This window comes from Marmoricola sp. OAE513, from assembly GCF_040546585.1.
GTDB lineage: Bacteria > Actinomycetota > Actinomycetes > Propionibacteriales > Nocardioidaceae > Marmoricola.
Genome location: NZ_JBEPOC010000001.1, coordinates 3,224,323 through 3,249,536 on the forward strand (window position 1 = coordinate 3,224,323; position 25,214 = coordinate 3,249,536).

Consider the following 25,214-nt stretch of genomic DNA (forward strand, 5'->3'; position numbering starts at 1 on the left):
CGGTGCCCCGGCTCGGGTGAGGATGCCGTGTGCCCTCCCAGCCACGGCGGAGTGCTCGAGGTCCGGTCGCGGTCCTCGGGTCGCTCGCGATCGCCACGACGATGCTGGGTCCCGTCGTGCCCGGGGCACAGGCCGAAGCGGCCGCTCCGGTCGCTCCCGCACCGGTGGTCGACCCCGCCGCTGGCGCTGATCTGCCGGTGCCGGCCAGGATCGTCGTCCGGTGGAAGGACTCGGCCTCGACCGCCGCGCGCGAGCGTGCACGGGCCGCTACCCGCACCCGGGCCGGCGGCGCGCTGGGCGATGAGGAGTTCGAGCTCGTGCATCCCCGGTCGGGGCAGTCGGTCTCCGACGCCCTGCGCGCGCTCCGTGCCGACCCACGGGTGGCCTCGGCCGACGCCGACCACTACCTCGCGACGTTCGGGACGCCCGACGACCCGGACCTCCCGCGGCAGTGGGCGCTCCAGCCCGACGGCGCCACGACCAGCGCGGGGGGCAGCACGTCCGGTGGCGGGATCGACGTCGGCCCCGCTTGGGAGCGGGCCGTCGGGTCGCCGCAGACCGTCGTCGCGGTGATCGACCAGGGGTACAACTTCGAGGCGCCCGACCTGGCGCCGGTCGCTTGGCAGAACGCCGACGAGGTCGCCGGCAACGGCGTCGACGACGACGGCAACGGGTTCGTCGACGACGTCCGCGGGTGGGACTTCGTCGGGTCCAACCTCGACCAGCCGACCGGCGACAACGACCCCACCGACGACGACCCGACGACCGGGGGCCACGGAGCCCACGTCGCGGGCATCCTCGGTGCACGCGGCAACGACGGCACGGGCATCACCGGGGTCGCGCAGAACGTGCGGATCATGCCGCTGCGCGCCTGCTCGCGGTCCGCGCTCGGCGGCACGAACCGGTGCCTGCTGTCGGCGATCGTGCAGGCGATCAACTACGCGGGCAAGAACGGCGCGCGGGTCGCCAACCTCTCCCTCGGCGGCTACCAGTACGACCAGGTGATGGCCGACGCGCTCGCCGCCAACCCGGCCACCCTGTACGTCGCCGCCGCCGGCAACGACGCACGCGACAACGAGCAGCGCGCGGTCTACCCGTGCAACTACGACCCGGTGGCGGACTCGACGGTGCCCGGCCGGGTCGACAACGTGGTGTGCGTCGCCGCGCTCGACCGGGCCGGCAAGCCCGCGAGCTTCAGCAACTGGGGTGCCCGGCACGTCGACCTGGCAGCGCCCGGAGTCGACATCTGGAGCATCTACCGACGCTACGAGGCCACGGTCGTGTGGAGCGACGACTTCGAGGACGGCGACCTGGATTCGTGGGTCAACGGCGACCCCGGCTTCGGCGTCGGCGCCGCCGGCGACGGCCCGCTGGTCAGCAAGGGCCTGACCGACTCCCCGGGCGCGGCCCCGGTGGCGGGCGCGCACGCGATCCGCACCCGGTCGTTCGCGGTGCCGCGGACCGCGGAGTACTGCGAGATCGGCGGCGAGCGCTTCGCGAAGCTCACCGATGCCGAGGACTTCAGCTACTCCCTGTGGGTCGACGGCGCCGAGACCCCGGTCAGCCGGAGCCTCGCAGTGACCTGGACCAACCCGGTGCTCAAGTCGTTCAGCACCGGCGTCTTCGAGGCCACCGAGCTCGCCGGCAAGCAGGTCTCGCTGCACCTCGACTACACCGCGCCGCCGGGCCTCGACGCCGGCTACGGCGTCTGGTTGGACAACCTCAAGGTGAGCTGCGGTGCCGTCGCGCGGCCGGCGCCGTACCAGCTCCTCAGCGGTACGTCGATGGCGGCGCCGATGGTCTCGGGAGCGGCCGCGCTGCTGTACTCCCTGAAGCCCGGTGCCACGACGGCACAGGTGCGGGCCGCGATCCTCGGCAGTGCTCGGCGGGTGGCCGCGTGGAAGGGGCGGACGGTCACCGGTGGTCGGCTCGACGTGGCCGCGGCGATGGGCAGGCTGGTGCCGCCCGACACCCGGATGGTGGCGAGCCCGCGGGTCTCCGGCCAAGCCGTGGCGATCAAGGCCGGCCAGAACGGCACGATCCCCGGGGTGACCTTCCAGTGCCGGATCGACTCCGGTCCCTTCCGTGCCTGCAACCCGAACGGCGCCGTCCGCGGTGTGCGGCCCGGTCACCACGTCTTCGCCGTCCGTGCGGTCGACCGGTACGGCAACGTCGACCCGACCCCGGCCAGGGCATCGTTCGTGGTCGCCGGGTGCATCGTGCCCGCGGTGATCGGCAGGACCCCGTCACGGGCCGTGGCAGCCTTCGACAGGGCAGGCTGCAAGGTCGGCAAGCTCGTGCGGCCGACCGGGGTGCCGAACAGGAAGCTGAAGGTGAAGGCCGTCTACCCCGTGGCCGGCGCGTACCGTCTGCCCGGTGAGCTGCTCACGGTCGTGCTGAAGCGGCGTTGAGCCGCGCTGACGTCCGTGCTGACGTCAGGGTGCGATCGACAGGAAGACGAACGCCGCCAGGATGACCAGGTGGACGCCGCCCTGGAGTGGTTTCGACCGTCCCGGGACGACGGTGAGGATGCTGACGAACACCGACATCACCAGGAGCACGATCTGCACGGGCGTGAGCCCCAGCTCGAGCGGCCCGTCCAGCCAGATCGAGGCGACGGCGATCGCAGGGATGGTCAGCCCGATCGACGCCATCGCCGAGCCGTAGGCCAGGTTGAGACCGGTCTGCACCTGGTCGGCCGCCGCGGCGCGGACGGCGGCGATGCTCTCGGGCGCGAGCACCAGGAGGGCGATCACCACGCCGACCACCGCGTGCGGGAGGCCGGCCGCCGAGACGGCGCGCTCGATGCCGCTGGACTCCAGCTTGGCCAGTCCGACCACGCAGACCAGCGCGACGAGCAGGAGCGCGAGGCTCCACCAGGCGTCGTGCGTGGTGACCTCGTGCGGCTCCTCGATGCCGTCCCCGTCGGTGTCGACCGGGAGGAAGAACTCACGGTGGCGGACGGTCTGGGTGAACACGAACATCCCGTAGAGCGCGAGCGACGCGATCGCCGCGAACGCCAGCTGCGAGCCGGTGAACTCCGGTCCGGGGTGGCTGGTGGAGAAGCGGGGGAGGACCAGGGTGATGAACGCCAGCGTGACCACGGTCGCGAGCGCGGCGCCGGTGCCCTCCGGGTTGAAGTTCGCCAGGTGGTGCTTGAGGGCGCCGACCAGGAGCACCAGACCGACGATGCCGTTCAGGCAGATCATCACGGCGGCGAAGACGGTGTCGCGGGCGAGCTCGGAGGTGTCCTTGTCCGAGGTCATCAGCATGACGATCAGACCGACCTCGATGATCGTGACCGCCACGGCGAGCAGGAGCGAGCCGAACGGCTCGCCGATCTTGTGGGCGACGACCTCGGCGTGCTGGACCGCGGCGAAGACGGCGCCGAGCAGCGGCGGTACCAGGGCGATCAGGACCAGGTCGCTCGGGTGCGACCCCCACAGCACCGCGAGGGCGATCGCGCCGGTGACCGGGACGAACGTGGTCCAGTCACGGGCGCGGGTCGTCAGGGACGGCGGGGGAGGGGTCATGGCCCTGAGTCTAGGGAGCGCACCTGAGCGCCGACCGCGTACGCTGGGGGCCTTCCCCTGTTCGTCGTTGAGAGGTTCGTCGTGCCCGTCCTGACCGGTCCTGAGTCAGTCTTCGCCCGTCTGGAGCCGCACCTGCCGAGCGTGCAGAAGCCGATCCAGTACGTCGGTGGGGAGCTCAACTCCGTGCAGAAGGAGTGGGGTCCCGACGACCGGACCGTGCGCTGGGCCCTGATGTACCCCGATGCTTACGAGGTCGGTCTGCCCAACCAGGGCGTCCAGATCCTCTACGAGGTCCTCAACGAGGCCGAGGACACCCTGGCCGAGCGCACCTACGCCGTCTGGCCGGACATGGAGGCGCTGCTGCGCCGCGAGGGCATCCCGCAGTTCACCGTCGACAGCCACCGTCCGGTCGGCGCCTTCGACCTCCTCGGGCTCTCCTTCTCCACCGAGCTCGGCTACACCAACATGCTCACCGCGCTCGACCTCGCCGGCATCCCGCTGCACGCGGTCGACCGCACCGACGGCCACCCGGTCGTGCTGGCCGGCGGTCACTCCGCGTTCAACCCCGAGCCGATCGCCGACTTCATCGACGCCGCCGTGCTCGGCGACGGCGAGGAGGTGGTCCTCAAGATCAGCGAGGTCGTCCGGGAGTGGAAGGGCGAGGGCTGCCCGTCGGGCGCCATGCCTACTGCTCGCGACGAGCTCCTCCGCCGGCTCGCCGTCAGCGGCGGGGTCTACGTGCCGAAGTTCTACGACGTCTCCTACGGGCCGGACGGCTCGCTGGGCGCTGCGGTGCCGAACGTGCCCGGCGTACCGGCCCGGGTCGCGAAGCACACGCTGATGGACCTGGACTCCTGGCCCTACCCGCGCAACCCGCTGGTGCCGCTGGCCGAGACGGTGCACGAGCGCTTCTCCGTGGAGATCTTCCGCGGCTGCACCCGTGGCTGCCGGTTCTGCCAGGCCGGCATGATCACCCGCCCGGTGCGCGAGCGCTCGATCACCACGATCGGCGCGATGGTGCAGAACGGCATCGAGAAGTCCGGTTTCGACGAGGTCGGTCTGCTCTCGCTGTCCTCGGCCGACCACACCGAGATCGGCGAGGTCGCCAAGGACCTGGCCGATCGCTACGAGGGCAGCAACGTCTCGCTCTCGTTGCCCTCGACCCGGGTCGACGCGTTCAACATCAGCCTGGCCAACGAGTTCTCCCGCAACGGCCGACGCTCCGGCCTGACGTTCGCGCCCGAGGGCGGGTCCGAGCGGATGCGCAAGGTGATCAACAAGATGGTCACCGAGGACGACCTGATCGCGACCGTCGCCGCGGCGTACTCGCACGGCTGGCGGCAGGTGAAGCTGTACTTCATGGTGGGTCTGCCGACCGAGACCGACGAGGACGTGCTGCAGATCGCCGACCTCGCGCGTCGGGTGATCCAGAAGGGTCGCGAGGTCTCCGGCCACAACGACATCCGCTGCACGGTCTCCATCGGTGGCTTCGTGCCCAAGCCGCACACGCCCTTCCAGTGGGCGCCGCACCTGGACCACGAGACGACCGACAACCGGCTCTGGAAGCTGCGCGAGGCGATCCGCAGCGACAAGAAGTACGCGCGCGCGATCGGCGTCCGCTACCACGACGGCAAGCCCGGCATTGTCGAGGGCATCCTGTCGCGCGGCGACCGCCGCGTCGGTCGCGTGATCGAGGCTGCCTGGCGTGACGGCGGCCGGTTCGACGGGTGGAGCGAGCACTTCTCCTACGACCGCTGGATGACCGCGGCCTCGGTCGGGCTCGAGGGCACCGGTGTGGACGTCGACTGGTTCACCACCCGCGAGCGCACCTACGCCGAGGTCCTGCCCTGGGACCACCTGGACTCCGGCCTCGACAAGGACTGGCTCTGGGAGGACTGGGAGGACGCGCTGGCAGCAGCGGACGACCCGGACGGTGTCGCCGATGTCGAGGACTGCCGCTGGACGCCCTGCTACGACTGCGGCGTGTGCCCGGAGATGGGCACCGACATCCAGATCGGGCCCACGGGCCAGCGGTTGCTCCCGCTCAGCATCGTCTAGCGAGTTGTGTGCCTGAGCGCGCCGTCGGCGACGCGCTCAGGCACACGACTGGTCAGTGCGTGTCCTGGTCCCGGTGCGGGTTCGCGTTGGGGCCGGCCTCGGGCTCGGGTTCCTGGGCCGCTCCGCTCTCGCTGTCCGGGTAGCCCGCCGCGGCATCGCCGTCGGCGATCGGGGTCTCCTCGCGGGCGGGGTCGAGGTTCGCGACCTCGGACACCTGGCCCTCGTTCTCGGTCGGATCGGCTTCAGTCATTCCTGGGTGGTACCCAGGGGCTCGCCCGGTAAGCGACTCAGGCGACGCGGTCGAGCCGCAGCACCGGGATGACCCGGATGCCCGCGGTCTTCTCGGCGTACTCGGCGAAGCCCGGGTAGAGCGCTGCCTGCTCGGCGTAGATCCGGTCGCGGTCCTCGCCGGTCTCCTCGGTCACGGTGACGGCGTACTGCTCGGTGCCGACCTCGACCTCGGCGGAGCCGGCGGCGACCAGGTTGAGGTACCAGTCCGGGTCGGTCGGGGCGCCGCCCTTGGAGGCGAACACGTAGATCGCGCCGTCGGGCCCGGGCAGGTACATCATCGGGCTGACGTGGGTGTTCCCCGAGCGCCGGCCGACGTGGTGCACGAGCACCATCGGCGCGCCCTCGAACGGGCCGGACACGCGGCCCTCGTTCGCACGGAACTCCTGGATGACCTGGGCGTTGAAGTCGTTCACTCCTCGAATCTAGCCCGAGGCTCAGAGGCGCAGCATCGCGGCGGCGATCAGGTACGACGCGACGACGGCCTCCGGGTCGTGCACGGTCTCGCTGACGTCGATCTCCTGCGACCGCGCGAGGACGGCGGCGGCCGGGTCGACCGCGGTCAGGTCGGTCGCCAGGTGGGCAGCGACGACCGCGGTGTCGTGCTCGTCCAGACCCTCGAGCGCGAGCCCGTTGTAGAGCACGGTGGCGGCCTCCTCCATCAGCTCGCAGGCGAGGTCGAGGTCGACCTCGGGCCGGACGCGGGCAGCCTCCTCGGCGGCAGCGAGGAACGGTTCGGTCAGCGGGTTCACGAGCGCAGGGGACATGGCGCGAGCCTCCTCAACGTGGGCCGGGGGCGGCAAACGGTTTTCAGTCCTCAGCGACTGAAAACCATCACCCAGTTGGTCTCCCAGGAGCCCGACCCGGAGGGGGCGAACGACTGGGTCCACCGTGCCGAGCTCGCGGTGACCTCGTCCCAGACGAAGCGCACGTCGATCGGGGCTCCGTCGTGCCGGTCGGTGCCCAGGAACGTCCCGACGCCGTCGGTGAACCTCCCGGTCATCGGCGGGTCGAGGCGTCCGGACCCTGAGGTCGTCCAGTGCAGGGTCCAGTGGTCGGCGGCGGCGTCGTACAGGCGGAGCGTGGCGCCGGTCGTCGAGCGGTGTGGCAGCTCGATCTGGTCGAGGTTGCCGACCCCGCCGAGGATCGCAGTGCACGCGGCCGTGCTGGAGAACGCGTCCCAGTCGGTGCAGCCTGCGAGCCGCTCGCGCAGCACGCGGTGGTCCACCCTCCACGAGCCGTGCAGGAAGTCGAAGCCGTGGGCCTGGTCGTCGGTCATGGAGCGAGAGTGGCAGGACGCACCGACAACGACCTAGCTCGTCAGCACCACCAGCTCGCTGGTCGCCCTGGTCATTGCGACGTACCGGTCGACGGCGCCCTCGATGCCGTCGCCGAACGCCTCGGGGTCGACGAGCACGACCAGGTCGAATTCCAGGCCCTTCGACAGCACCGGAGTCAGCGACCGGACCCGCTCGCTGCCGACGAACGCCGGTGCGCCGATCACGCAGCCGACGCCGCCGGGGTTCGACGCCAGCCAGCTCTCGAGGACCGCCTCGAGCTCGGACGCCGACCCGTGCCGGACCGCGACCCCGTTGCTCCGGATCGAGGTCGGCACGTTCGCGTCTGGCAGCGCCGCTCGGATGACCGGCTCGGCCTCGGTCATCACCTCCTGGGGCGTCCGGTAGTTGATGCTCAACGAGGCGAGCTCGACCTGCTGCAGCCCGACACGCTCGAGCCTCGCGCCCCACGACTCGGTGAAGCCGTGCCGGGCCTGGGCGCGGTCGCCGACCACGGTCAGGCTGCGGGAGGGGCACCGCGACAGCAGCATCTGCCACTCGGCGTCGGTCAGCTCCTGGGCCTCGTCGACCACGACGTGCGCGAACGGGCCGGCCAGCTGGTCGAGATCGGCCTCGGGCAGCGCGGCCTCGTCGACCAGCGCGTCGCGGATGCCCTGCTGCCTGAGCTGGGCCCACATGCCCTCGTCGTCGTCCTGCTGGAGGATCTCGTCGACGACCCGGTCCATCTGGGCGCGCTCGGCTGCCTCCGCCGCCTCGCGCCGGCGCCGCAGCCGGGAAGCCTCGGGGTCGCCGAGCCGTCGGCGGGCGGCGTCGAGGAGCGGCAGGTCGGAGAGGGTCCAGGCGTCGGGGTCGCTGCGCTGCAGTCGAACCACCTCGTCGCGCTCGAGCCACGGCGCGCACAGCCGCAGGAACGCCGGCACCGTCCAGAGGTCTCCGACCAGGTCGGTCGGCTCGATCAACGGCCACGCCCGGTTGAAGGTCTCGGCGAGCTCGCGGTTGCGGGCCAGCGAGCGGCGCACGAGTTCGGGGGTCACGCCCGACTCCTCGTCGTCCTCGTCCGCGGTGTCGACCTTGTCGACCAGGATCGTCAGCAGCTCCTCCCAGACGTCGTCGCGTGCCTCGTTGTGCGGTGTGCCGGGAGCCGCCGCGGCGAACGCGTCGTTCCAGTCGTCGGCACTGAGCCAGAGGTCCGCGTACTCGTTGTCGACCTCCATGCCCTCGGTCGGCGCGTCCTCGTAGAACCTCACGCCGGTCTCGATCGCCGTGGTCGCCATGGCCACGGACGCCTTCAGTCGCGCGACCTCGGGGTCGTCCTCCTCGAGGGCTCGCCTGCCCTCGGGGACGAGGTCGGCGAGCGTGCACGACTGCACGCCCTCCTCGCCGAGGCTCGGCAGCACGTCGCCGATGTAGTCGAGGTATGGCCGATGCGGGCCGACGAAGAGGACACCGCCGCGGCGGTCGCCCACGCGGGGGTCGGCGTACAACAGGTAGGCGGTGCGGTGGAGCGCGACGACCGTCTTGCCGGTGCCGGGTCCTCCGTCCACGACCAGAGCACCGCGCGAGCCGGCGCGGATGATCGCGTCCTGGTCGGCCTGGATCGTGCCGAGCACGTCCCGCATCCGCGCGGACCTGTTGCCGGCGAGGCTGGCGATGAACGCCGACTGGTCGTCCAGGGCGGCACGGTTCTCGAGGCCCTCGGCGGTGTACACCTCGTCCCAGTAGTCGGAGATGCTCCCGCGGCTCCACCGGTAGCGGCGGCGGCTGGCCAACCCCATCGGGTTCGCGTGGGTCGCGCCGAAAAAGGGTTCTGCCGCGGGGGAGCGCCAGTCCAGCAGCAGTCGGCTGCCGTCGCGGTCGGTCAGCCCCAGACGACCGATGTACGTCGTGGTGCCGTCCTCGGCCACCATTCGACCCAAGCAGAGGTCCGAGCCGAAGCGGCGCAGCATCCGCACCCTGGCCGTCAGACGGTGCACCTCCTGGTCGCGGTCGAGTGCTTCCTGGCCGATGCCGCCCGGGGCGCGACGGGCTTCGTCGAGGCGTTCGTCGAGCTCGGCGACCGAGGTGGCCAGCGTGCTGGCGACGGCGGCGAAGTGCGTCTCGTCGTCCGCGATCAGGGCGGGGTCGGACTTGGCAGAGAGGTTGTCGGGAAGGGCGAACACGCTGGTGGGCGTGGAGGTCACTCGATCAGCTCCAGGGTGGTGGGGTCAGGGCCGGGTCGGTGATTGTGCGCCCTCGCCAGGGCCTTGCGGCAAGCCCCCCACTGGGCTATAAGTTGAGAGTGGAGAGGGAGCCGGTGGCTCCCTTTTTTCGTGCCCGCCGGACCTCCGAGGTCAGGGTCGGCCCGAGCCCGGGATCTCGTCCTCGACGTACGTCGGTCGCGAGGCCAGCAGCCCGAGCAGGTACTGCGGCACGCAGAGCCCGACCAGGACCAGCAGGGGAAGGGTCCACGAGTCCGCGGCGTCGTGCAGCGCCCCGACGCCGAACGGCCCGACGACCGCGATGAGGTAGCCCGCCGACTGGGTGAATCCGGACAGGGCAGCGGTACCCCCGGGAGTCCGCGCGCGCAGCCCGATCAGCGTGAGGATGAACGGGAAGGTGCAGGTGCCGATGCCGAGGGTGAGCGCCCAGAGCCAGGGCGCCGTGTCGGGTGCGGCGATGAGGCCGGCGTACCCGATCGGGTAGAAGGCCATGATCGCGGTGAGCACCATCCGCTGGTCCTTACTGCGTGCGGTCAGGCCGGGGATCACGAACGAGAGCGGGATCGCGATCGCGGTGGTGATGCCGAGCAGCAGGCCCGCCTCGTGCGCGCTGCTGCCGGCGTCCCGGAACACCTGGGCCAGCCAGCCGAAGATCGCGTACGCCTGCAGCGACTGCAGCCCGAAGAAGCCGGCCATCAACCAGCCGAGGCGGGTCTGCGCGACGGTGCCGGTGGTGATCGCCGAGGGCGACTGCGGCGTACGCCGGTCGTGCCGGACCAGGGCGATCCACGGCAGTGCGGCGATCCCCGCCGTGAACGCCCAGACGACCAGTCCGTGCCGCCAGTCGAGCGGCGCGGAACCGGCGTCGGAGAACGGCACGGTGAGCACCGACGCGCTGGTCAGGCCGATCGCCATGGCGGTCGAGTACACGGCCGTCAGGGTGCCGACGCGGTCCGGGAAGTGCAGCTTGACCAGGCTCGGCAGCAGCACGTTCGCCACCGCCATCCCGCTGAGCGCGGTGAACGAGAGCAGCAGGAACGCGGCCGGGGCGTCGACGTGCGCCCGGGCGATCAGACCCCCGCAGACCAGGGCCAGGGCGGCCAGGGTCGCGCGGTGGGTGCCGAGCACGCGTCCCACCCGCGGGGCCAGCGCCCCGACCGTGGCGAAGCTGAGCACCGGGAGGGTGGTCAGCAGGGCGGTCTCCCAGGACGCCATGCCCAGCCCGTCGGACACCTCGTCGAGCACGGGACCGACGCTGACGGCGGCCGGGCGCAGGTTGAACGCGAGCACGACGATGCCGAGGACCACGAAGGCCCGCTCGAACCGGGTCGGTGCGTGCTCGGGTGCGGCTTCGGGGGACACCGCTCGATCCAACCACTGCAGCACGAGGGCGCTGCCCGTGGGCTCTGTCCGTGGGTTGGGCTTGGATGGACGCATGCAGCAGATCAGTGACGACCAGCGCCGAGCCAGGCTCGCGATCAGGCACGGGCTGGCCCAGCGGTACGCCGACGTCGCGTCCGCAACCGCGGCGATGACCTGCTGGCACTCCACCGAACCCGCTTCGGTCCACCTGGCTGCGTTCGCGCGCACGGGCGCGGGACGGGACGCGGTGGAGGCAGCCCTGTACGCCGACCGGTCGATCGTGAAGCAGCTGGCGATGCGACGCACCGTCTTCGCCTTCCCCCGGGACCTGCTGCCTGCGGTCTGGGGAAGTGCGTCGGCCCGCGTCGCCGTCATGCAGCAGGGCCAGCTCGCCCGCGACGTCGAGAAGTACGGCGTCGCACCGGACGGTGCCGCCTGGGTCGCCGAGGCGTGCGCAGCCGTGCTCGACCACCTCCGCACCCACGGTCCGACCACGACGCTCAAGCTGCGTGAGGCACTCCCGGTGCTGGACGCCCGGATGTCGGTCTCGCCGGAACAGAAGTGGGGTGCAGAGATCTCGGTCGCGCCGCGGGTGCTCACGACGCTGGCCGCGGACGGTTCGGTGATGCGCGGGGAGAACGAGGGTTCCTGGAAGAGCTCGCGTCCCCGGTGGACGGTGACCGAGGACTGGCTGCCCGGCATCGGCGACGCGCTGCCCGAGGCCGAAGCGTACGCCGTTCTGGTGCGGTCGTGGTTGCGCACTTTCGGCCCGGGCACCGAGAACGACGTCGTCTGGTGGCTGGGTGCCACCAAGGCCGCCGTACGCCGTGCGCTGGCCGACGTCGAGGCGGTCGAGGTGGCGCTGGGCGACGGTTCGGTCGGCTACGTGCTCCCCGACGACCTCGACGAGGTGGAGCCGGTCGAGCCGTGGGCGGCGCTGCTGCCCGCACTCGACCCGACGACGATGGGTTGGAAGCAGCGGGACTTCTACCTCGGTGAGCACGCTGAGAAGATGTTCGACCGCAACGGCAACGGTGGCCCGACCGCCTGGTGGGACGGCCGGGTCGTCGGGGGGTGGTACCAGCACGACGACGGCACGGTGGTCGTCGTACCGGCGGAGAAGCTGGGTGCGAAGGCGACGAAGGCGCTGGACGAGCGGGCCGCCGAGCTGACCGCGTGGTTGGGCGGCGACGTCGTCCGGTCGATCTACCAGTCACCGCTGGCGCGCGCGGCGGCGGCGGTCCCGGTAACCTCTGCGGGTGCGTGAACAGCCCGAGCAGCAAGCCCCGCCGGTCCAGCGACTCCGGGTCCGGTACGCCAAGCGGGGGCGGCTGCGGTTCACCAGCCACCGCGACTTCAGCCGGGCCTTCGAGCGCGCGATCTCGCGGGCGCGCGTCCCGATGGCCTACTCCTCGGGCTTCAACCCGCACCCGCGCATCTCCTACGCGGGCGCCAGCCCTACCGGCGCCGCCAGCGAGGCGGAGTACCTGGAGATCGGGCTCGCCCAGGTCCGCGAACCGGCCGAGGTCGCCCGCGCATTGGACGAGTCGCTCCCGACCGGCCTGGACATCCTCGAGGTGGTCGTCAGCGCGGGCGGTTCGTTGGCCGACCAGCTGGAGGCGTCGCTGTGGGAGATCACGGTCGCGGGCGTCGACGAGGACACTCTCCGGGACGGCGTCGGGCAGCTGCTCGCGGTCCCCGAGGTGATGGTCGAGCGGATGACCAAGAAGGGCCTGCGTACCTTCGACGCACGCGCGTCGATCGCCCACCTCGAGGTGCGCGGTCCGGGCGAGTCGACGGCAACCGGTGGTTCTTGTGCGATACTGCAGGTGGTCTTGCGTCACGGAACCCCGTCCGTGAGACCCGACGACGTTCTCGCCGCGCTCCGGGAGATCTCGGGGATCAGTTCCAGTTCTGTTGCGCTTGCGCAGCGGCTGGCACAGGGCCCCTTGGACGAACGGACCGGCACGGTGGGTGATCCGTTAGCACTCGACCGCGACGCGGCCGGATGAGGAGCAGGTGACAGCTCTCCTCGTACCAACGCCCCTGCGACCGCGGTCGGTGCCAGCAGAGAAGCCACGCGACGTAATGACACGGAGGAAGTCGTCGCCGACTGAAGGCTTTTGCTGCCCGGTGCGACGCACCGAGCAGCTGTGACCCGCACGGTCACGCCGGCGTAGCCGGCTTTCCGTGCACGAGGAGAGCTCCATGCTCGACGCTGAGAACCCCGGCACCGAAGAGAACCCGACCACCGAGCCCGCTGAGAGCCCCGCTCCCGAGGCTCCTGCTGCCGAGGCTCCCGCCCCTGCGGCCGAGGAGACTGCCGCTCCGGCCAAGAAGACCGCAAAGAAGGCGACCAAGAAGTCGACTGCCAAGAAGGCAGCCAAGAAGACCGCGAAGGCAGCCGAACCTGCTCCGGCTGACGAGGGCGAGAGCACTCCCGCCGCAGAGGCCGCTGAGGGCGAGGCCCCCGCGCAGCGCCCGGCCCGCAAGCGCGCGGCGAAGAAGGCCGCAGCCAAGCCGGCAGCCGTCGAGGCCGACGCCCAGGACGCCGGCTCCACCGAGGACGAGGCGGCCGAGACCCCGGCCGGTTCCGGGGCGCCGATGGTGCTGTTCCAGGCCCCCGAGAAGACCGCGCCGGCCCGCAAGCGCGCGGCGAAGAAGACGGCCGCTGCCAAGGACGCCGAGGAGACTCCGGTCGGTGAGGGCGATGCTGCTGAGACCACCGAGACCGCCGAGGGCGACGCTGCGCCGGCCAAGAAGGCCCCCGCGCGCAAGCGTGCGGCGAAGAAGACTGCTGCTGCCCCTGCCGAGGGCGACGCTCCCGCAGAGGACGAGGCCGCCCAGGCCGCCGAGCCGACCGAGGCCGACGGGGAGAACGCCGAGACCGAGGGCGAGCCCGGTGAGGGCGGCGCCCGTCGCCGCCGCCGCCGCGGTGGCCGTCGTCGTCGCCGGGGTTCCGACTCCGCCGACGGGGACTCCGAGGATTCCGAGGACACCCAGTCCGAGAGCCAGGGCGACGACTCCGACGGCGACGACGCCGAGGAGAGCGGTGCGACCTCGCGTCGCCGTCGTACCCGGGTCCGTCAGCCCCGCAACCCCGAGGACGAGATCACCAGCATCGGTGGTTCGACGCGGCTCGAGGCCAAGAAGCAGCGCCGCCGCGAGGGACGCGAGGCCGGCCGTCGCCGCGCTCCGATCGTCAGCGAGGCCGAGTTCCTGGCCCGCCGCGAGGCTGTCGACCGCGTGATGGTGATCCGTCAGCGGGCCGACCTCACCCAGATCGCCGTGCTCGAGGACAAGGTCCTCGTCGAGCACTACGCCTCGCGGGAGTCGCAGACCTCGCTGATCGGCAACATCTACCTCGGCCGGGTGCAGAACGTGCTCCCGTCGATGGAGGCCGCGTTCATCGACATCGGCAAGGGCCGCAACGCCGTCCTGTACGCCGGTGAGGTGAACTGGTCCGCGCTCGGCCACGTCGAGGGCCAGCCACGCAAGGTCGAGTCCGTGCTGAAGTCCGGCCAGACGATCCTGGTGCAGGTCACCAAGGACCCGGTCGGCCACAAGGGCGCGCGCCTGACCGGCCAGATCAGCCTTCCGGGCCGCTTCCTGGTCTACGTCCCGGACGGCAACACCTCCGGCATCTCCCGCAAGCTGCCGGACACCGAGCGCAACCGTCTCAAGACGCTGCTCAAGGAGATCGTCCCGGACACCGCCGGCGTCATCGTGCGCACCGCGGCCGAGGGGGCGAGCGAGGAGGAGCTCACCCAGGACGTCGAGCGCCTCACCGCCCGTTGGGCCGACATCGAGGGCAAGGTCAAGGCCGGCAAGTCGCCCGAGCTCCTGTACGGCGAGCCGGACCTGACGCTGAAGGTCGTCCGTGACCTGTTCACCGAGGACTTCAAGAGCCTGGTCATCGACGGCAACGAGGCCTGGGACCTGGTCGACGGGTACGTCTCGCACGTGGCGCCCGACCTGCGCGAGCGGCTGCAGCGCTTCGAGCCCGACGACAGCGGCCGCGACGTGTTCGGCACCTACCGGATCGACGAGCAGATCGCCAAGGGACTGGACCGCAAGGTCTGGCTGCCCTCCGGTGGCTCTCTGGTCATCGACCGCACCGAGGCGATGACCGTCGTCGACGTCAACACCGGCAAGTTCACCGGCTCCGGGGGCAACCTCGAGGAGACCGTCACCAAGAACAACCTCGAGGCCGCCGAGGAGATGGTCCGTCAGCTCCGGCTGCGCGACATCGGCGGCATCATCGTCATCGACTTCATCGACATGGTCCTGGAGTCCAACCGCGACCTGGTGCTCCGGCGTCTGGTCGAGTGCCTCGGACGCGACCGGACCCGTCACCAGGTCGCCGAGGTCACCTCGCTCGGCCTGGTGCAGATGACCCGCAAGCGGATCGGGTCCGGCCTGCTGGAGACCTTCAGCGAGGACTGCGACCACTGCAAGGGTCGCGGCATCATCGTGCACGAGCAGCCGATCGAGCCGAGCAACAAGAGCGTCGGCATGGGCGGCGGCATGGGCGGGAACGACGAGCCCCGCGGCCGTCGCAACCGAGGCGGACGCGGACGCAACCGCGGTGGCGACGACAACGCCCAGCAGTCCCAGCCGCAGGTCGAGACCAAGCCGTCCCCGATGGCCCTGGCCGGCTCGAAGCCGCACACCGAGGACGAGCTGATCGTGGTTCCCGAGGTCGAGACCCCCGAGGTCGAGGCGCCGGTGGTCACCGAAGGCACGTCCGAGGGCAAGTCCGAGGAGACGCCGGCCGCGGAGGCCGTCGTGCCCAAAGGAGACGACGGCCGGTCCGAGCCCGGCTCCGCCGAGCCCGCCGGAGGGGCCGTCGAGGAGCCCGCTGCAGAGCAGGCTGAGCCGGCTGTTCCGGAGACGCCCGAGCCGGTAGCCGCCCCGATCGTGGTCACGACCACCCGTCGTCGCCGTGCCGGTCGCCCGGCCGGCCCCGCCGTGGTCGAGCCGACGGCTGAGGCTGCTCAGCCCGAGGCTGCTGAGCGCGAGGCTGCTGAGCCCGAGGCTGCTCAGCCCGAGGCTGCTGAGCCCGAGGCTGCTGAGCCCACGGCCGAGGTCCCCGAGGCGGAGGCTCCCGAGGGGGAGGCCCCCGAGGTCGGGACGGACGGCGACGAGTCGAGCGCCCCGGTCTTCCACGTGCCGGTGAAGAAGAAGGGTTCGCGCAAGCGCTGACCCCTCGGTCCACTCAGCTGAGCCGGTTCCCGTAGCTCGGGAGCTTGAAACGACGTTCGTAGTCACCGCCGACGAAGTCGGTACGCCGGTTGCCCACGTTCGCGACGATCGTGTAGCCGGCGGCCACGAACTCGGCGCGGCAGCGCTGCTTGCCCTCCACCAGGCTCTCGCCGCTGCGCCGCAGGCAGAGCCGGTCGACGTGGTAGCCCGCACGCCGGAGCTGGTGCAGGGTTGCGGCCTCGGCCTCGGCGGTGCGCCCCGTGTTGAAGAAGATCGCGATGCCCTGGGCGTGCGCGGTCCGGGTGAAACGCAGGACCGGCTTCATCGCCCGACCGGGGGAGTACCCGGTAGCGAGCGAGCTGTTGTCGATGTCCAGGTTGACCGCGAGGCGCTCGCTGGATGCTGCCGTCCGGGCGCGCCCCACCAGGTAGGCGCGGGACCCGTGCATGACGTCGCGGACGTCGGCGTGCCAGCGCTCCCGGGACGGCAGCTGGTGGGCCGCGGTCGCCGCCGGCACCGGCAGGAGCAGGGTGGCCATCAGGCCGAGGGTGAGGGTGGTCGACCAACGCATGCGGTCGAGTATGACCGTTACGGGATGGTTTAAGTTGAAATAGATGTATTCGTGAGGGCTTCGAGAGCAGTCAACGCCGCGACGATGGCGGCGCGCTCCTCGGGGGCCAGCCGCTCGAAGCGTTCCTCGATCGCCTGGAGTCGTGCGGTCCGTCCGGCGAGGACCAGGTCGTGGCCGGCCTCGGTCGCGACCAGCAGCTGCGCGCGCCCGTCGGCCGGGTCCGGCGTACGGGCCACGTAACCCAAGGCCTCCAACGCGTTGACCAGGCGCGTCGTCGCCGGGGCCGTGATGCCCTCGATCTCGGCGAGCGTGCCGGCGCGTTGCGGTCCTTCCGCGACCAGGGTGGCGATCGCGCTGAGGCCGCCGTGGCTGACCTGCGCCTCGCGGGAGTCGCGACGGAGGGCCCGGTTGAGCCGGATCATCGCCAGGTACAGCCGGGCGCTGTCGTCAGTACTCACTCGCGCCCCAGCGCTTCGCCTGCAGAGTCGTCGTGCACGTACTTGCCGCCGGCTGCCCACGAGGAGATCGCCGCGATCAGCATCATCCCGGCCGCGGCCAGGAACACGATCACCAGGCCGTCGTGGAACGGGCCGGACATCAGGTGCGGGAAGAACTCCTTGCCGGTCAGGGTGTCGGCGTTCGCCGACGGCAGGCGGTCGAGCTCGCCGGTCGGTCCGAGGAGCGACTCGATCGGGTTGTAGCCCAGGAAGGAGGCGAACAGCGAGCCGACCGGGGGCAGGTTGCCGACGTCGGCGGCCACGTCGTGGGGGACTCCTTGTCCGGTGAGCCCGTCCGTCAGCGTCCGCGGCAGCACGCTGGCCAGGCCGACGACCATGAGCGAGAAGAATACGCCGATCGACAGCGAGGACCCGGAGTTGAACACCGTGCCGCGAACGCCGGAGGCGGCACCACGTTCGTGCGCCGGGACCGAGTTCATCACCGCAGTGGTGTTCGGTGCGGTGAACAGGCCGGAACCGACGCCGTTCGCGAACAGGATCAGCGCGAAGGTCCAGTAGTCGAAGTCGATCGGTATCACCAGCAGCAGGACGAACGAGAGCGCGACCAGCAGCGAGCCGCCGGTCGAGAAGTAGCGGGCGCCGTACCGGTCCGAGAGCCAGCCGGAGACGGGACCCGCGATCAGGAACCCGACCGTGAGCGGGAGCAGGTAGATGCCCGCCCACAGCGGGGTGGACTCGTAGGAGTAGCCGTGCAGCGGCAGCCAGATGCCCTGGAGCCAGATGATCAGCATGAACTGCAGGCCGCCGCGGCCGATCGAGGCCATCAGTCCGGCCACGTTCGCCAGCGCGAAGGCGCGGATGCGGAAGAGCTCGATCGAGACCATCGGGTGCTCGACCCGTTGCTCGATGACGACGAAGGCAGCGAGCAGGGCGACGCCGAGGGCGATCCCGCCCAGCACCCACGGGCTCTGCCAGCCGGTGGCGTGGTCGCCGTATGGCTGGATGCCGTAGGTGATGGCGACGAGCAGCGAGGTCAGTCCGACGCCGAAGGTCAGGTTGCCGGGGAGGTCGAGCTTGGCGTGCCGGCGCTCCCCGAGCTCGACCAGCGACCGGTAGCCCCAGAGTGTGCCGAGGATGCCGATGGGCACGCTGACCCAGAACACCGCGCGCCAGTGCCACTCCGAGAGCAGGCCGCCGATGACCAGGCCGAGGAAGGACCCGGCGATCGCGGAGACCTGGTTGATGCCCAGGGCCATCCCGCGCTGGTGGGCGGGGAAGGCGTCGGTGAGGATCGCGGTCGAGTTGGCGAACAGCATCGCGCCACCGACGCCCTGACCGACCCGCATGAGGATGAGCCACCACGCGCCGGCGCCGCCGGTGAACGGGTCCACCGAGAGCAGCACCGAGAAGGCGGTGAAGACCGCGAAGCCGAGGTTGTACATCTTGACCCGGCCGTAGATGTCGCCGAGACGCCCGAGGGTCACCACGAGCACGGCGGAGACGACGAGGAACCCCATGATGATCCAGAGCAGGTAGCTGACGTTGCCGGGCTCCAGCGGGTTCAGGTCGATGCCGCGGAAGATCGCGGGCAGCGAGATGATCACGATCGAGGAGTTGATGGTTGCCATCAGCATGCCGATGGTGGTGTTCGACAGCGCGACCCAGCGGTAGTGCGGGTGGTCCTTGTCGAAGCGACGCGTACGGCGTGCAGGTGCGAGGGAATCTGTCACCGCCCCAGATTACTTCACTTCTGGTAACTAAATCCGCCGGGCCTGCCCTCACTGCCGACGGGTCCCGCTGCGCCGTTTTGACCCTGCGGGGCGGTTGCCCGTAAAGTTGACCCTCGGTGTGCTCGAGCACGCCCCCTTGATTTTCATCCTGTCCAGCTTGAACCCCGACGAGAGTGAGTCCGCCGTGTACGCGATCGTGCGTAGTGGCAGCAAGCAGCAGAAGGTTGCTGTTGGCGATGTCATTGAGATCGACAAGACCGACGAGGCCGCAGGCGCTTCCCTGAGCCTGCCGGTCGTCATGCTTGTCGACGGCGAGAAGGTCACCGCGACCGGCCTGGACAAGGCCGCCGTGACCGTCGAGGTCCTCGGCGCCACCAAGGGTCCGAAGATCGTCATCCAGAAGTACAAGAACAAGACCGGCTACAAGAAGCGCCAGGGTCACCGTCAGAAGTACACCCAGGTCAAGGTCACCGGTATCTCGGCCTGAGCCGCGTACCGCACTAACTCTCAAGGACTGAATTCATGGCACACAAAAAGGGCGCAGCGTCCACCAAGAACGGCCGCGACTCGAACTCCCAGCGCCTCGGCGTGAAGCGCTTCGGCGGCCAGCTCGTCAACGCCGGCGAGATCATCGTCCGCCAGCGTGGCACCCACTTCCACCCCGGCACCGGTGTCGGCCGTGGCGGTGACGACACCCTCTTCGCCCTGACCGCGGGCAACGTCGAGTTCGGCACCCGCCGTGGTCGTCGCGTGGTCAACATCGTGCCGTCTGCCTGACCGGGGCAGCTGCACGAACCCACCGTCTCACCGTTGGGCGTCCCTGGATCTGCCAGGGGCGCCCTTCGTCGTTCTACAAGGAGCACCGATGGCTGTCCCCACGTTCGTGGACCACGTCACGCTGTACGTCAGCGCGGGTCGTGGTGGTAACGGCGTCGCCTCGGTGCACCGCGAGAAGTTCAAGCCCCTCGGCGGTCCGGACGGTGGCAACGGTGGCCCGGGTGGCTCGATCATCCTGCGGGTCGATCCCGACGTCACCACGCTGATCGACTACCACCACAAGGCCAAGCGGCAGGCCACCCACGGCGGTCACGGCGCCGGCGACCACCGCAACGGTGCGCACGGCGAGGACCTCGTGCTGCCCGTTCCCGACGGCACCGTCGTGACCGAGAACGGTGTGGTCCTCGCGGACCTGGTCGGCGCGGGTACCGAGATGGTGATCGCCGAGGGCGGTCGTGGCGGTCTCGGCAACGCCGCTCTGGCGTCGGCCAAGCGCAAGGCCCCTGGCTTCGCCCTGCTCGGCGAGCCCGGGGAGGAACGCACGATCGGCCTCGAGCTGAAGGTCGTGGCGGACATCGGGCTGGTGGGCTTCCCGAGCGCGGGCAAGTCCAGCCTGATCGCCGCGATCAGCCGCGCACGTCCCAAGATCGCGGACTACCCCTTCACCACCCTGGTCCCGAACCTCGGCGTGGTGAAGGCCGGAGACACCGTGTTCACCGTCGCCGACGTCCCTGGTCTGATCGAGGGCGCCAGCGAGGGCCGCGGCCTCGGTCACGACTTCCTGCGGCACATCGAGCGCTGCGCCGCGCTGCTGCACGTGATCGACCTGGCCACGCTCGAGCCCGGCCGCAACCCGGTCGAGGACCTGGCGATCATGGAGAACGAGCTCGCCAAGTACGGCGGGCTCGAGGACCGCCCGCGCCTGGTGGCGCTCAACAAGGCCGACCTGCCCGACGGCCGCGACATGGCCGAGATCGTCCGGGAGGAGATCGCCGAGCGCGGTTGGCCCGTGTTCGCGATCAGTGCGATGTCGCACGAGGGCCTCAAGGAGCTGACCTTCGCGATGGCTGAGGTGGTGGCCACCGCGCGGCGCAACCAGGTCGTCGAGGTCGCCGAGCGGATCATCATCCGGCCGCAGCCGAAGGGCTCGGGCGAGGAGTTCACGATCACCCGGACGGGCGAGGGGTGGCGCGTGCGCGGGGTCAAGCCCGAGCGCTGGATCCGGCAGACCGACTTCAGCAACGAGGAGGCCGTCGGCTTCCTCGCCGACCGTCTCAACCGTCTCGGCGTCGAGACCAGGCTTCTCGAGCTCGGTGCGGTCGAGGGCGACGCCGTGCTCATCGGGCATCCCGACAACGCAGTGGTCTTCGACTTCAAGCCGGGCCTGGACGCCGGCGGCGCCGAGATGCTCGGACGCCGCGGCGAGGACGAGCGCTTCCGCGAGGAGCGTCCCGCCGCCGGTCGCCGGCGCGCGATCGACGAGCTGCTGCCCGAGCGCGGGGAGAACGAGACCCGCGCGGACGTCGCCCGTCGTCTGGACAGCCTGGAGGCGGACCACACCGACGACCTCGACGACGAGACGGACGCCGTCAAGGTCGTGTTCGTCAACGACTCGTTCGACGACGTGTACGACGAGGACGACCGGTGACCAGGTCCGTCGTGGCCGAGGCCCGGCGGATCGTCGTCAAGGTCGGCTCGTCCTCGCTGACCACGGCGGCCGGCGGCATCGACCCCGAGCGGATCCGCGCGCTGGTGGACACCCTCGCGGGCGCCCACGCCCGCGGGACCGAGATCGTGCTGGTCTCCTCCGGTGCGATCGCGGCCGGACTGGCCCCGCTGTCGCTCGCGCGTCGTCCCCGTGACCTCGCGCGGCAGCAGGCTGCCGCCTCGGTCGGTCAGGGCATCCTCGTGCACCGCTACACCGACGAGTTCGCACGCCACGGGCAGGTCACAGGCCAGGTGCTGCTGACCCTGGACGACGTCACCCGTCGAGGGCACTACCGCAACGCCCAGCGCACCTTCGTGACGCTCCTGGGCATGGGGGTCGTGCCGATCGTCAACGAGAACGACACCGTGGCGACCACCGAGATCCGTTTCGGCGACAACGACCGCCTCGCCGCGCTGGTCGCGCACCTGGTGCAGGCGGACCTGCTGGTCCTGCTCTCCGACGTCGACGGACTGTACGACGGTCCTCCGTCATCGGCCGGCGCCCGGCTGATCCCCGAGGTGCGCGCCGAGGCCGACCTCGACCAGGTCGTGGTCGGCAAGGCCGGAGCCGCCGGCGTCGGTACGGGCGGGATGCAGACCAAGCTCGAGGCAGCCCGGATCGCCACGGAGGCGGGAGTCGCCGTCGTCCTGACGGGTGCGGCGCAGGCTGCCGCCGCGCTCGCGGGTGACGAGGTCGGCACGCTCTTCCACCCGACCGGTGTCCGTCGGTCCACCCGGATGCTCTGGCTCGCGCACGCGACCTCGGGCAAGGGTCGGATCGTCCTGGACGACGGCGCCGTCCGGGCGCTGACCGAGCGGCGCGCCTCGCTGCTCCCGGCCGGGATCACCGGCGTCGAGGGCACGTTCGTCGACGGCGACCCCGTGGACCTGGTCAGTGCTTCCGGCGAGCTCGTCGCCCGCGGCCTGGTCAACTACGACTCGACCGAGCTGCCTGCCCTGATGGGACGCTCGACCCACGAGCTCGCCCAAGAGCTGGGGGCGCACTACGAACGCGAGGTCGTCCACCGTGACGACCTGACGCTGCTCCGAAAGTAGACCGGTTGAGGACTTAGGACCCCAGTTCTCGCATTCGGGTACCGAACGCCTGCGGGTTCCACCACACTGGGTTCAAGTCGGGCTGGTAGTTCGGGCCCAGGTTTCATACCCGGCGTTCAGACTTTTGGTTCAACGGGGAGGAGGGCACGTGGGCGCGAACGAGGGCGGACGGCTGTGGCACGTCACGCTGACCGTGGCCGGCGAGGCCGTCGAGCCGATGCTCGTCCGAGGCGCGCTGTCCCGGCTCCGCGAGGAGCGCCCCTTCATCGACACGGTGGAGTTCACCGCCAGCAGCGCCGAGCTCCGCTACTGGGACGAGGGTGAGGCGATGCTCGACGTCGCCTCCCTGGCGCTGCGCCTGTGGATCGAGCACCGCGAATCCGCAGGCCTCCCGAGCTGGGAGATCGTCGGCCTCGAGGTCGTCGAGAAGTCGGTCCGTGACGCCCGGTCGGGCACGGCCGCACTCGGTGCGCAGGCGGCGGCTCCGCTGCACTTCCAGCTCTGATCTAGGCTGCGACCATGCCCGACTCGATCTCCCAGGTGGCTCTGCGCGCCCGCGAAGCGGCGAACGTGCTGGCCCTCGCCACCCGTTCGACCAAGGATGCGGCGCTCGAGGCGATGGCCGCTGCGCTGGTCGCGAGCAGCGCCGAGATCCTGACCGCCAACGCCGCTGACGTCGCCTCCGCCGAGGCGGCCGGGACGCCGGCGCACATGATCGACCGGCTCCGCCTCGACGACTCCCGGATCGCCGGGATGGCCCAGGGGCTGCGCGAGGTCGCCGGCCTCCCGGACCCGGTGGGCACGGTGCTGCGCGGCTCCACGCTGGCCAACGGCCTAGAGCTGCGGCAGGTCTCGGTCCCGTTCGGCGTCGTCGGAGTGATCTACGAGGCGCGCCCGAACGTCACCGCCGATGCGGCCGGCATCTGCCTGAAGAGCGGCAACGCCGTCCTGCTGCGCGGTTCGTCCAGCGCGCTGAGCTCGAACACCGCGATCGTCCGTCTGCTCCGACTCGCCCTGGCCTCCTCCGGGCTGCCCGAGGACTGCGTCCAGCTGGCGCCTGGTGAGGGCCACGACGCCGTCAAGGAGCTGATGCGGGCGCGCGGCCTCGTCGACGTGCTCATCCCGCGCGGGGGAGCGGGTCTGATCCGCTCGGTCGTCGAGGAGTCCACGGTGCCGGTCATCGAGACCGGGGTGGGCAACTGCCACGTGTACGTCGACGCCGAGGCCGACCTGGAGATGGCGCTCGCGATCGTGCTGAACTCCAAGACCCACCGCACCTCGGTCTGCAACTCCGCCGAGTCGTTGCTCGTGCACGCGGACGTGGCCGACGCCTTCCTCCCGAAGGTCGTGGCCGCGCTGCACGAGGCAGGGGTGACGATCCACGGGGACGCGGCGTTCACGGCGTACGACGGGGTGCTCGCGGCGACCGAGGAGGACTGGGACACGGAGTTCCTCTCCCTGGACATCTCTGCCGCCGTCGTGGCCGACCTCGACGGTGCGATCAGCCACATCCGGGCACACTCCTCGGGTCACACCGAGGCGATCGTGACCGGGTCGCAGGCGGCCGCCCGTCGCTTCACGGCCGAGGTCGACTCCGCGGCGGTGATGGTGAACGCGAGCACCCGCTTCACCGACGGCGGTGAGTTCGGGTTCGGTGCCGAGATCGGTATCTCCACCCAGAAGCTGCACGCGCGGGGTCCTCTCGGGCTGCCCGAGATGACGTCGAGCAAGTACGTCGTCACCGGCGACGGTCACCTCCGGTGAGGTTCGTCGCCGTCGACGACGGCACGATCAGGAAGCCGTTCGTGCGCGGTGCGGACCCCGACCAGCTCGACGTCTGGGCCGACACCAGCACCGAGCGGTTCCTCACGCCGGCGACGATCATCACCTTCATCCGGACCATCGCGTGCATCGTGCTGGTCGGGCTCGCGATCCGCGAGGGCGTTCCCGACGACGGCGACTTCTGGAGCCCGGCGCTCCAGCTGCTCACGATCGCGCTGGTCGTCTACTGGGCCGGTGACAGCCTCGACGGCCAGGTCGCGCGCCGCATGCACCACGAGACCCGGATCGGCGCGGTCATCGACATCATGTGCGACCGGTTCTGCTCGGCAGCCTTCTACTTCGGGCTCGCCTGGCTGCACTCGGAGTTCCTGCTGCCGGTCGTGCTCTACCTGGCCGAGTTCATGGTGATCGACTTCTTCCTCTCGATCGCGTTCCTGGCGTGGAAGATCCGCAGCCCCAACTACTTCTACGTCGTCGACGCCGCCATCTACCGGCTCAACTGGTCGCACCCGGCGAAGGCCGTGAACTCGGCTCTGTTCGCGGTCCTCCTGCTGGTCACCCAGAACCCGTGGTTGGGCGGTGTGATCGCCGCCGGCCTGCTCGTCTTCAAGGTCGCCATGCTGGTGAGGCTGGCCAGGCTCGGGCTGCCGATCCCGACCGGTACCGGCCTGGCGGACGGCACGCGCGCCGCCGAGGAGCGGGGCGCGACGGCGTGAACCTCGTCTTCGGGACGTTCTTCTACTCGATCGCGTCCGCGCTGGTCCCCGTCCTGAACGCCGAGATCCCGCTCGCGGGCATCCCGACCGGCAGCACCAACGCCTGGCTCTTCGCCTTCGCCGCGGGCGCCGGCCAGACCATCGGCAAGGTGATCTGGTACTACGCCGGGATCCACTCGATGAAGATCCCGTGGTTGGCCCGCAAGATCGAGACGCCGAAGTGGCAGGCGTCGTACCAGAAGTGGCACGAGAGGATCGTCGGTCGTCCTGCCACGGCAGGGGCGTTCATGTTCACCTCGGCCGTCAGCGGCTTCCCGCCGCTGGCCGTGATGGCGGTGCTGGCCGGCTCGCTGCGGATGAACCTGCCCATCTTCATCGGCACCGTCCTGGTCGGCCGGACGATACGTTTCTGGCTGGTCATCGAGGGCGCCGGGGTCGTGAAGGACCTGTTCCAGGCGATCTTCTGAGCAAGGGC

Annotated in this window: 23 protein-coding genes; 13 read left to right on the forward strand and 10 right to left on the reverse strand. The window is 70.7% G+C overall.

What is annotated here, in order from left to right; genetic code table 11:
• Positions 1–29 precede the first annotated feature (29 nt).
• Positions 30–2,411 carry a S8 family serine peptidase gene (locus tag ABIE44_RS16110; protein ID WP_209715252.1) on the forward strand — a complete coding sequence of 794 codons (2,382 nt, stop codon included), beginning with the start codon at positions 30–32 and terminating at the stop codon, positions 2,409–2,411.
• Between the two features lie 24 nt (positions 2,412–2,435).
• On the opposite strand, the gene ABIE44_RS16115 is transcribed toward ABIE44_RS16110, so the two are convergent.
• Positions 2,436–3,533 (reverse strand): calcium:cation antiporter, encoded by a 1,098-nt coding sequence (locus ABIE44_RS16115; protein WP_209715249.1) that lies wholly within the window; start codon positions 3,531–3,533, stop codon positions 2,436–2,438.
• Between the two features lie 90 nt (positions 3,534–3,623).
• On the opposite strand from ABIE44_RS16115, the gene ABIE44_RS16120 reads away from it, so the two are divergent.
• The gene (locus ABIE44_RS16120) at positions 3,624–5,591 is read left to right on the forward strand and encodes a TIGR03960 family B12-binding radical SAM protein (protein WP_209723158.1); all 1,968 of its coding nucleotides are present in this window, start codon (positions 3,624–3,626) and stop codon (positions 5,589–5,591) included.
• A gap of 52 nt (positions 5,592–5,643) precedes the next feature.
• Here ABIE44_RS16120 and ABIE44_RS16125 read toward each other — a convergent pair whose 3' ends face one another.
• The 6 genes from ABIE44_RS16125 to ABIE44_RS16150 form a co-directional block, all read right to left on the reverse strand.
• Positions 5,644–5,841 (reverse strand): hypothetical protein, encoded by a 198-nt coding sequence (locus ABIE44_RS16125; RefSeq protein ID WP_209715246.1) that lies wholly within the window; start codon positions 5,839–5,841, stop codon positions 5,644–5,646.
• Positions 5,842–5,878: 37 nt separating this feature from the next.
• Positions 5,879–6,295, reverse strand: a complete 417-nt coding sequence (locus ABIE44_RS16130; RefSeq protein ID WP_209715242.1) for a nitroreductase family deazaflavin-dependent oxidoreductase — start codon at positions 6,293–6,295, stop codon at positions 5,879–5,881.
• A gap of 21 nt (positions 6,296–6,316) precedes the next feature.
• Positions 6,317–6,646, reverse strand: a complete 330-nt coding sequence (locus ABIE44_RS16135; RefSeq protein ID WP_209715239.1) for a hypothetical protein — start codon at positions 6,644–6,646, stop codon at positions 6,317–6,319.
• 50 nt (positions 6,647–6,696) lie between these two features.
• Positions 6,697–7,158 carry a hypothetical protein gene (locus tag ABIE44_RS16140; protein WP_209715235.1) on the reverse strand — a complete coding sequence of 154 codons (462 nt, stop codon included), beginning with the start codon at positions 7,156–7,158 and terminating at the stop codon, positions 6,697–6,699.
• 33 nt (positions 7,159–7,191) lie between these two features.
• Positions 7,192–9,357, reverse strand: coding sequence for an RNA polymerase recycling motor ATPase HelR (gene helR, locus ABIE44_RS16145; RefSeq protein ID WP_209715232.1), 2,166 nt, complete (start codon positions 9,355–9,357; stop codon positions 7,192–7,194).
• Between the two features lie 150 nt (positions 9,358–9,507).
• Complete coding sequence (locus ABIE44_RS16150; RefSeq protein WP_354438173.1) at positions 9,508–10,737, reverse strand: CynX/NimT family MFS transporter; 1,230 nt, start codon at positions 10,735–10,737, stop codon at positions 9,508–9,510.
• A 73-nt stretch (positions 10,738–10,810) separates the two neighbouring features.
• Here ABIE44_RS16150 and ABIE44_RS16155 point away from each other — a divergent pair, with 73 nt between their 5' ends.
• From ABIE44_RS16155 to ABIE44_RS16165, 3 genes are all read left to right on the forward strand, one after another.
• Positions 10,811–12,004 (forward strand): winged helix DNA-binding domain-containing protein, encoded by a 1,194-nt coding sequence (locus ABIE44_RS16155; protein ID WP_209715225.1) that lies wholly within the window; start codon positions 10,811–10,813, stop codon positions 12,002–12,004.
• A complete protein-coding gene (locus ABIE44_RS16160; protein ID WP_502912762.1) occupies positions 11,991–12,749 on the forward strand; it encodes a TIGR03936 family radical SAM-associated protein in 759 nt (252 codons plus the stop codon). Before ABIE44_RS16155 ends, ABIE44_RS16160 begins: the two co-directional genes overlap by 14 nt.
• 196 nt (positions 12,750–12,945) lie before the next feature.
• On the forward strand, positions 12,946–15,942 hold the full coding sequence (locus ABIE44_RS16165) for an Rne/Rng family ribonuclease (RefSeq protein WP_209715218.1): 2,997 nt from the start codon (positions 12,946–12,948) through the stop codon (positions 15,940–15,942).
• Between the two features lie 13 nt (positions 15,943–15,955).
• Here ABIE44_RS16165 and ABIE44_RS16170 read toward each other — a convergent pair whose 3' ends face one another.
• The 3 genes from ABIE44_RS16170 to ABIE44_RS16180 are packed head-to-tail and all read right to left on the reverse strand — an operon-like array spanning position 15,956 to position 18,701.
• Positions 15,956–16,513, reverse strand: a complete 558-nt coding sequence (locus tag ABIE44_RS16170; RefSeq protein ID WP_209715214.1) for an HAD family acid phosphatase — start codon at positions 16,511–16,513, stop codon at positions 15,956–15,958.
• Positions 16,514–16,542: 29 nt separating this feature from the next.
• Positions 16,543–16,971: a MarR family winged helix-turn-helix transcriptional regulator gene (locus ABIE44_RS16175; protein WP_209715211.1), complete on the reverse strand. Its 429-nt coding sequence runs from the start codon at positions 16,969–16,971 to the stop codon at positions 16,543–16,545.
• On the reverse strand, positions 16,968–18,701 hold the full coding sequence (locus tag ABIE44_RS16180) for an MFS transporter (RefSeq protein WP_354438175.1): 1,734 nt from the start codon (positions 18,699–18,701) through the stop codon (positions 16,968–16,970). Before ABIE44_RS16180 ends, ABIE44_RS16175 begins: the two co-directional genes overlap by 4 nt.
• A gap of 184 nt (positions 18,702–18,885) precedes the next feature.
• Between ABIE44_RS16180 and rplU the strand changes: the two genes are divergently transcribed.
• The 8 genes from rplU (at position 18,886) to ABIE44_RS16220 (ending at position 25,206) form a co-directional block, all read left to right on the forward strand.
• Positions 18,886–19,188: a 50S ribosomal protein L21 gene (rplU, locus tag ABIE44_RS16185; RefSeq protein WP_209723152.1), complete on the forward strand. Its 303-nt coding sequence runs from the start codon at positions 18,886–18,888 to the stop codon at positions 19,186–19,188.
• Between the two features lie 35 nt (positions 19,189–19,223).
• A complete protein-coding gene (gene rpmA, locus ABIE44_RS16190; protein ID WP_209715207.1) occupies positions 19,224–19,478 on the forward strand; it encodes a 50S ribosomal protein L27 in 255 nt (84 codons plus the stop codon).
• An 88-nt stretch (positions 19,479–19,566) separates the two neighbouring features.
• Positions 19,567–21,126 (forward strand): GTPase ObgE, encoded by a 1,560-nt coding sequence (obgE, locus tag ABIE44_RS16195; RefSeq protein ID WP_209715203.1) that lies wholly within the window; start codon positions 19,567–19,569, stop codon positions 21,124–21,126.
• Positions 21,123–22,241: a glutamate 5-kinase gene (gene proB / locus ABIE44_RS16200; RefSeq protein ID WP_354438176.1), complete on the forward strand. Its 1,119-nt coding sequence runs from the start codon at positions 21,123–21,125 to the stop codon at positions 22,239–22,241. The genes obgE and proB overlap by 4 nt, the downstream gene beginning before the upstream one ends.
• Before the next feature lie 148 nt (positions 22,242–22,389).
• Positions 22,390–22,746: a DUF8830 family protein gene (locus ABIE44_RS16205; RefSeq protein WP_209715201.1), complete on the forward strand. Its 357-nt coding sequence runs from the start codon at positions 22,390–22,392 to the stop codon at positions 22,744–22,746.
• Between the two features lie 14 nt (positions 22,747–22,760).
• On the forward strand, positions 22,761–24,005 hold the full coding sequence (locus tag ABIE44_RS16210) for a glutamate-5-semialdehyde dehydrogenase (protein WP_209715196.1): 1,245 nt from the start codon (positions 22,761–22,763) through the stop codon (positions 24,003–24,005).
• Positions 24,002–24,739: a CDP-alcohol phosphatidyltransferase family protein gene (locus ABIE44_RS16215; RefSeq protein ID WP_354438177.1), complete on the forward strand. Its 738-nt coding sequence runs from the start codon at positions 24,002–24,004 to the stop codon at positions 24,737–24,739. The genes ABIE44_RS16210 and ABIE44_RS16215 overlap by 4 nt, the downstream gene beginning before the upstream one ends.
• A complete protein-coding gene (locus ABIE44_RS16220; protein ID WP_209715193.1) occupies positions 24,736–25,206 on the forward strand; it encodes a hypothetical protein in 471 nt (156 codons plus the stop codon). The genes ABIE44_RS16215 and ABIE44_RS16220 overlap by 4 nt, the downstream gene beginning before the upstream one ends.
• Positions 25,207–25,214 lie beyond the last annotated feature (8 nt).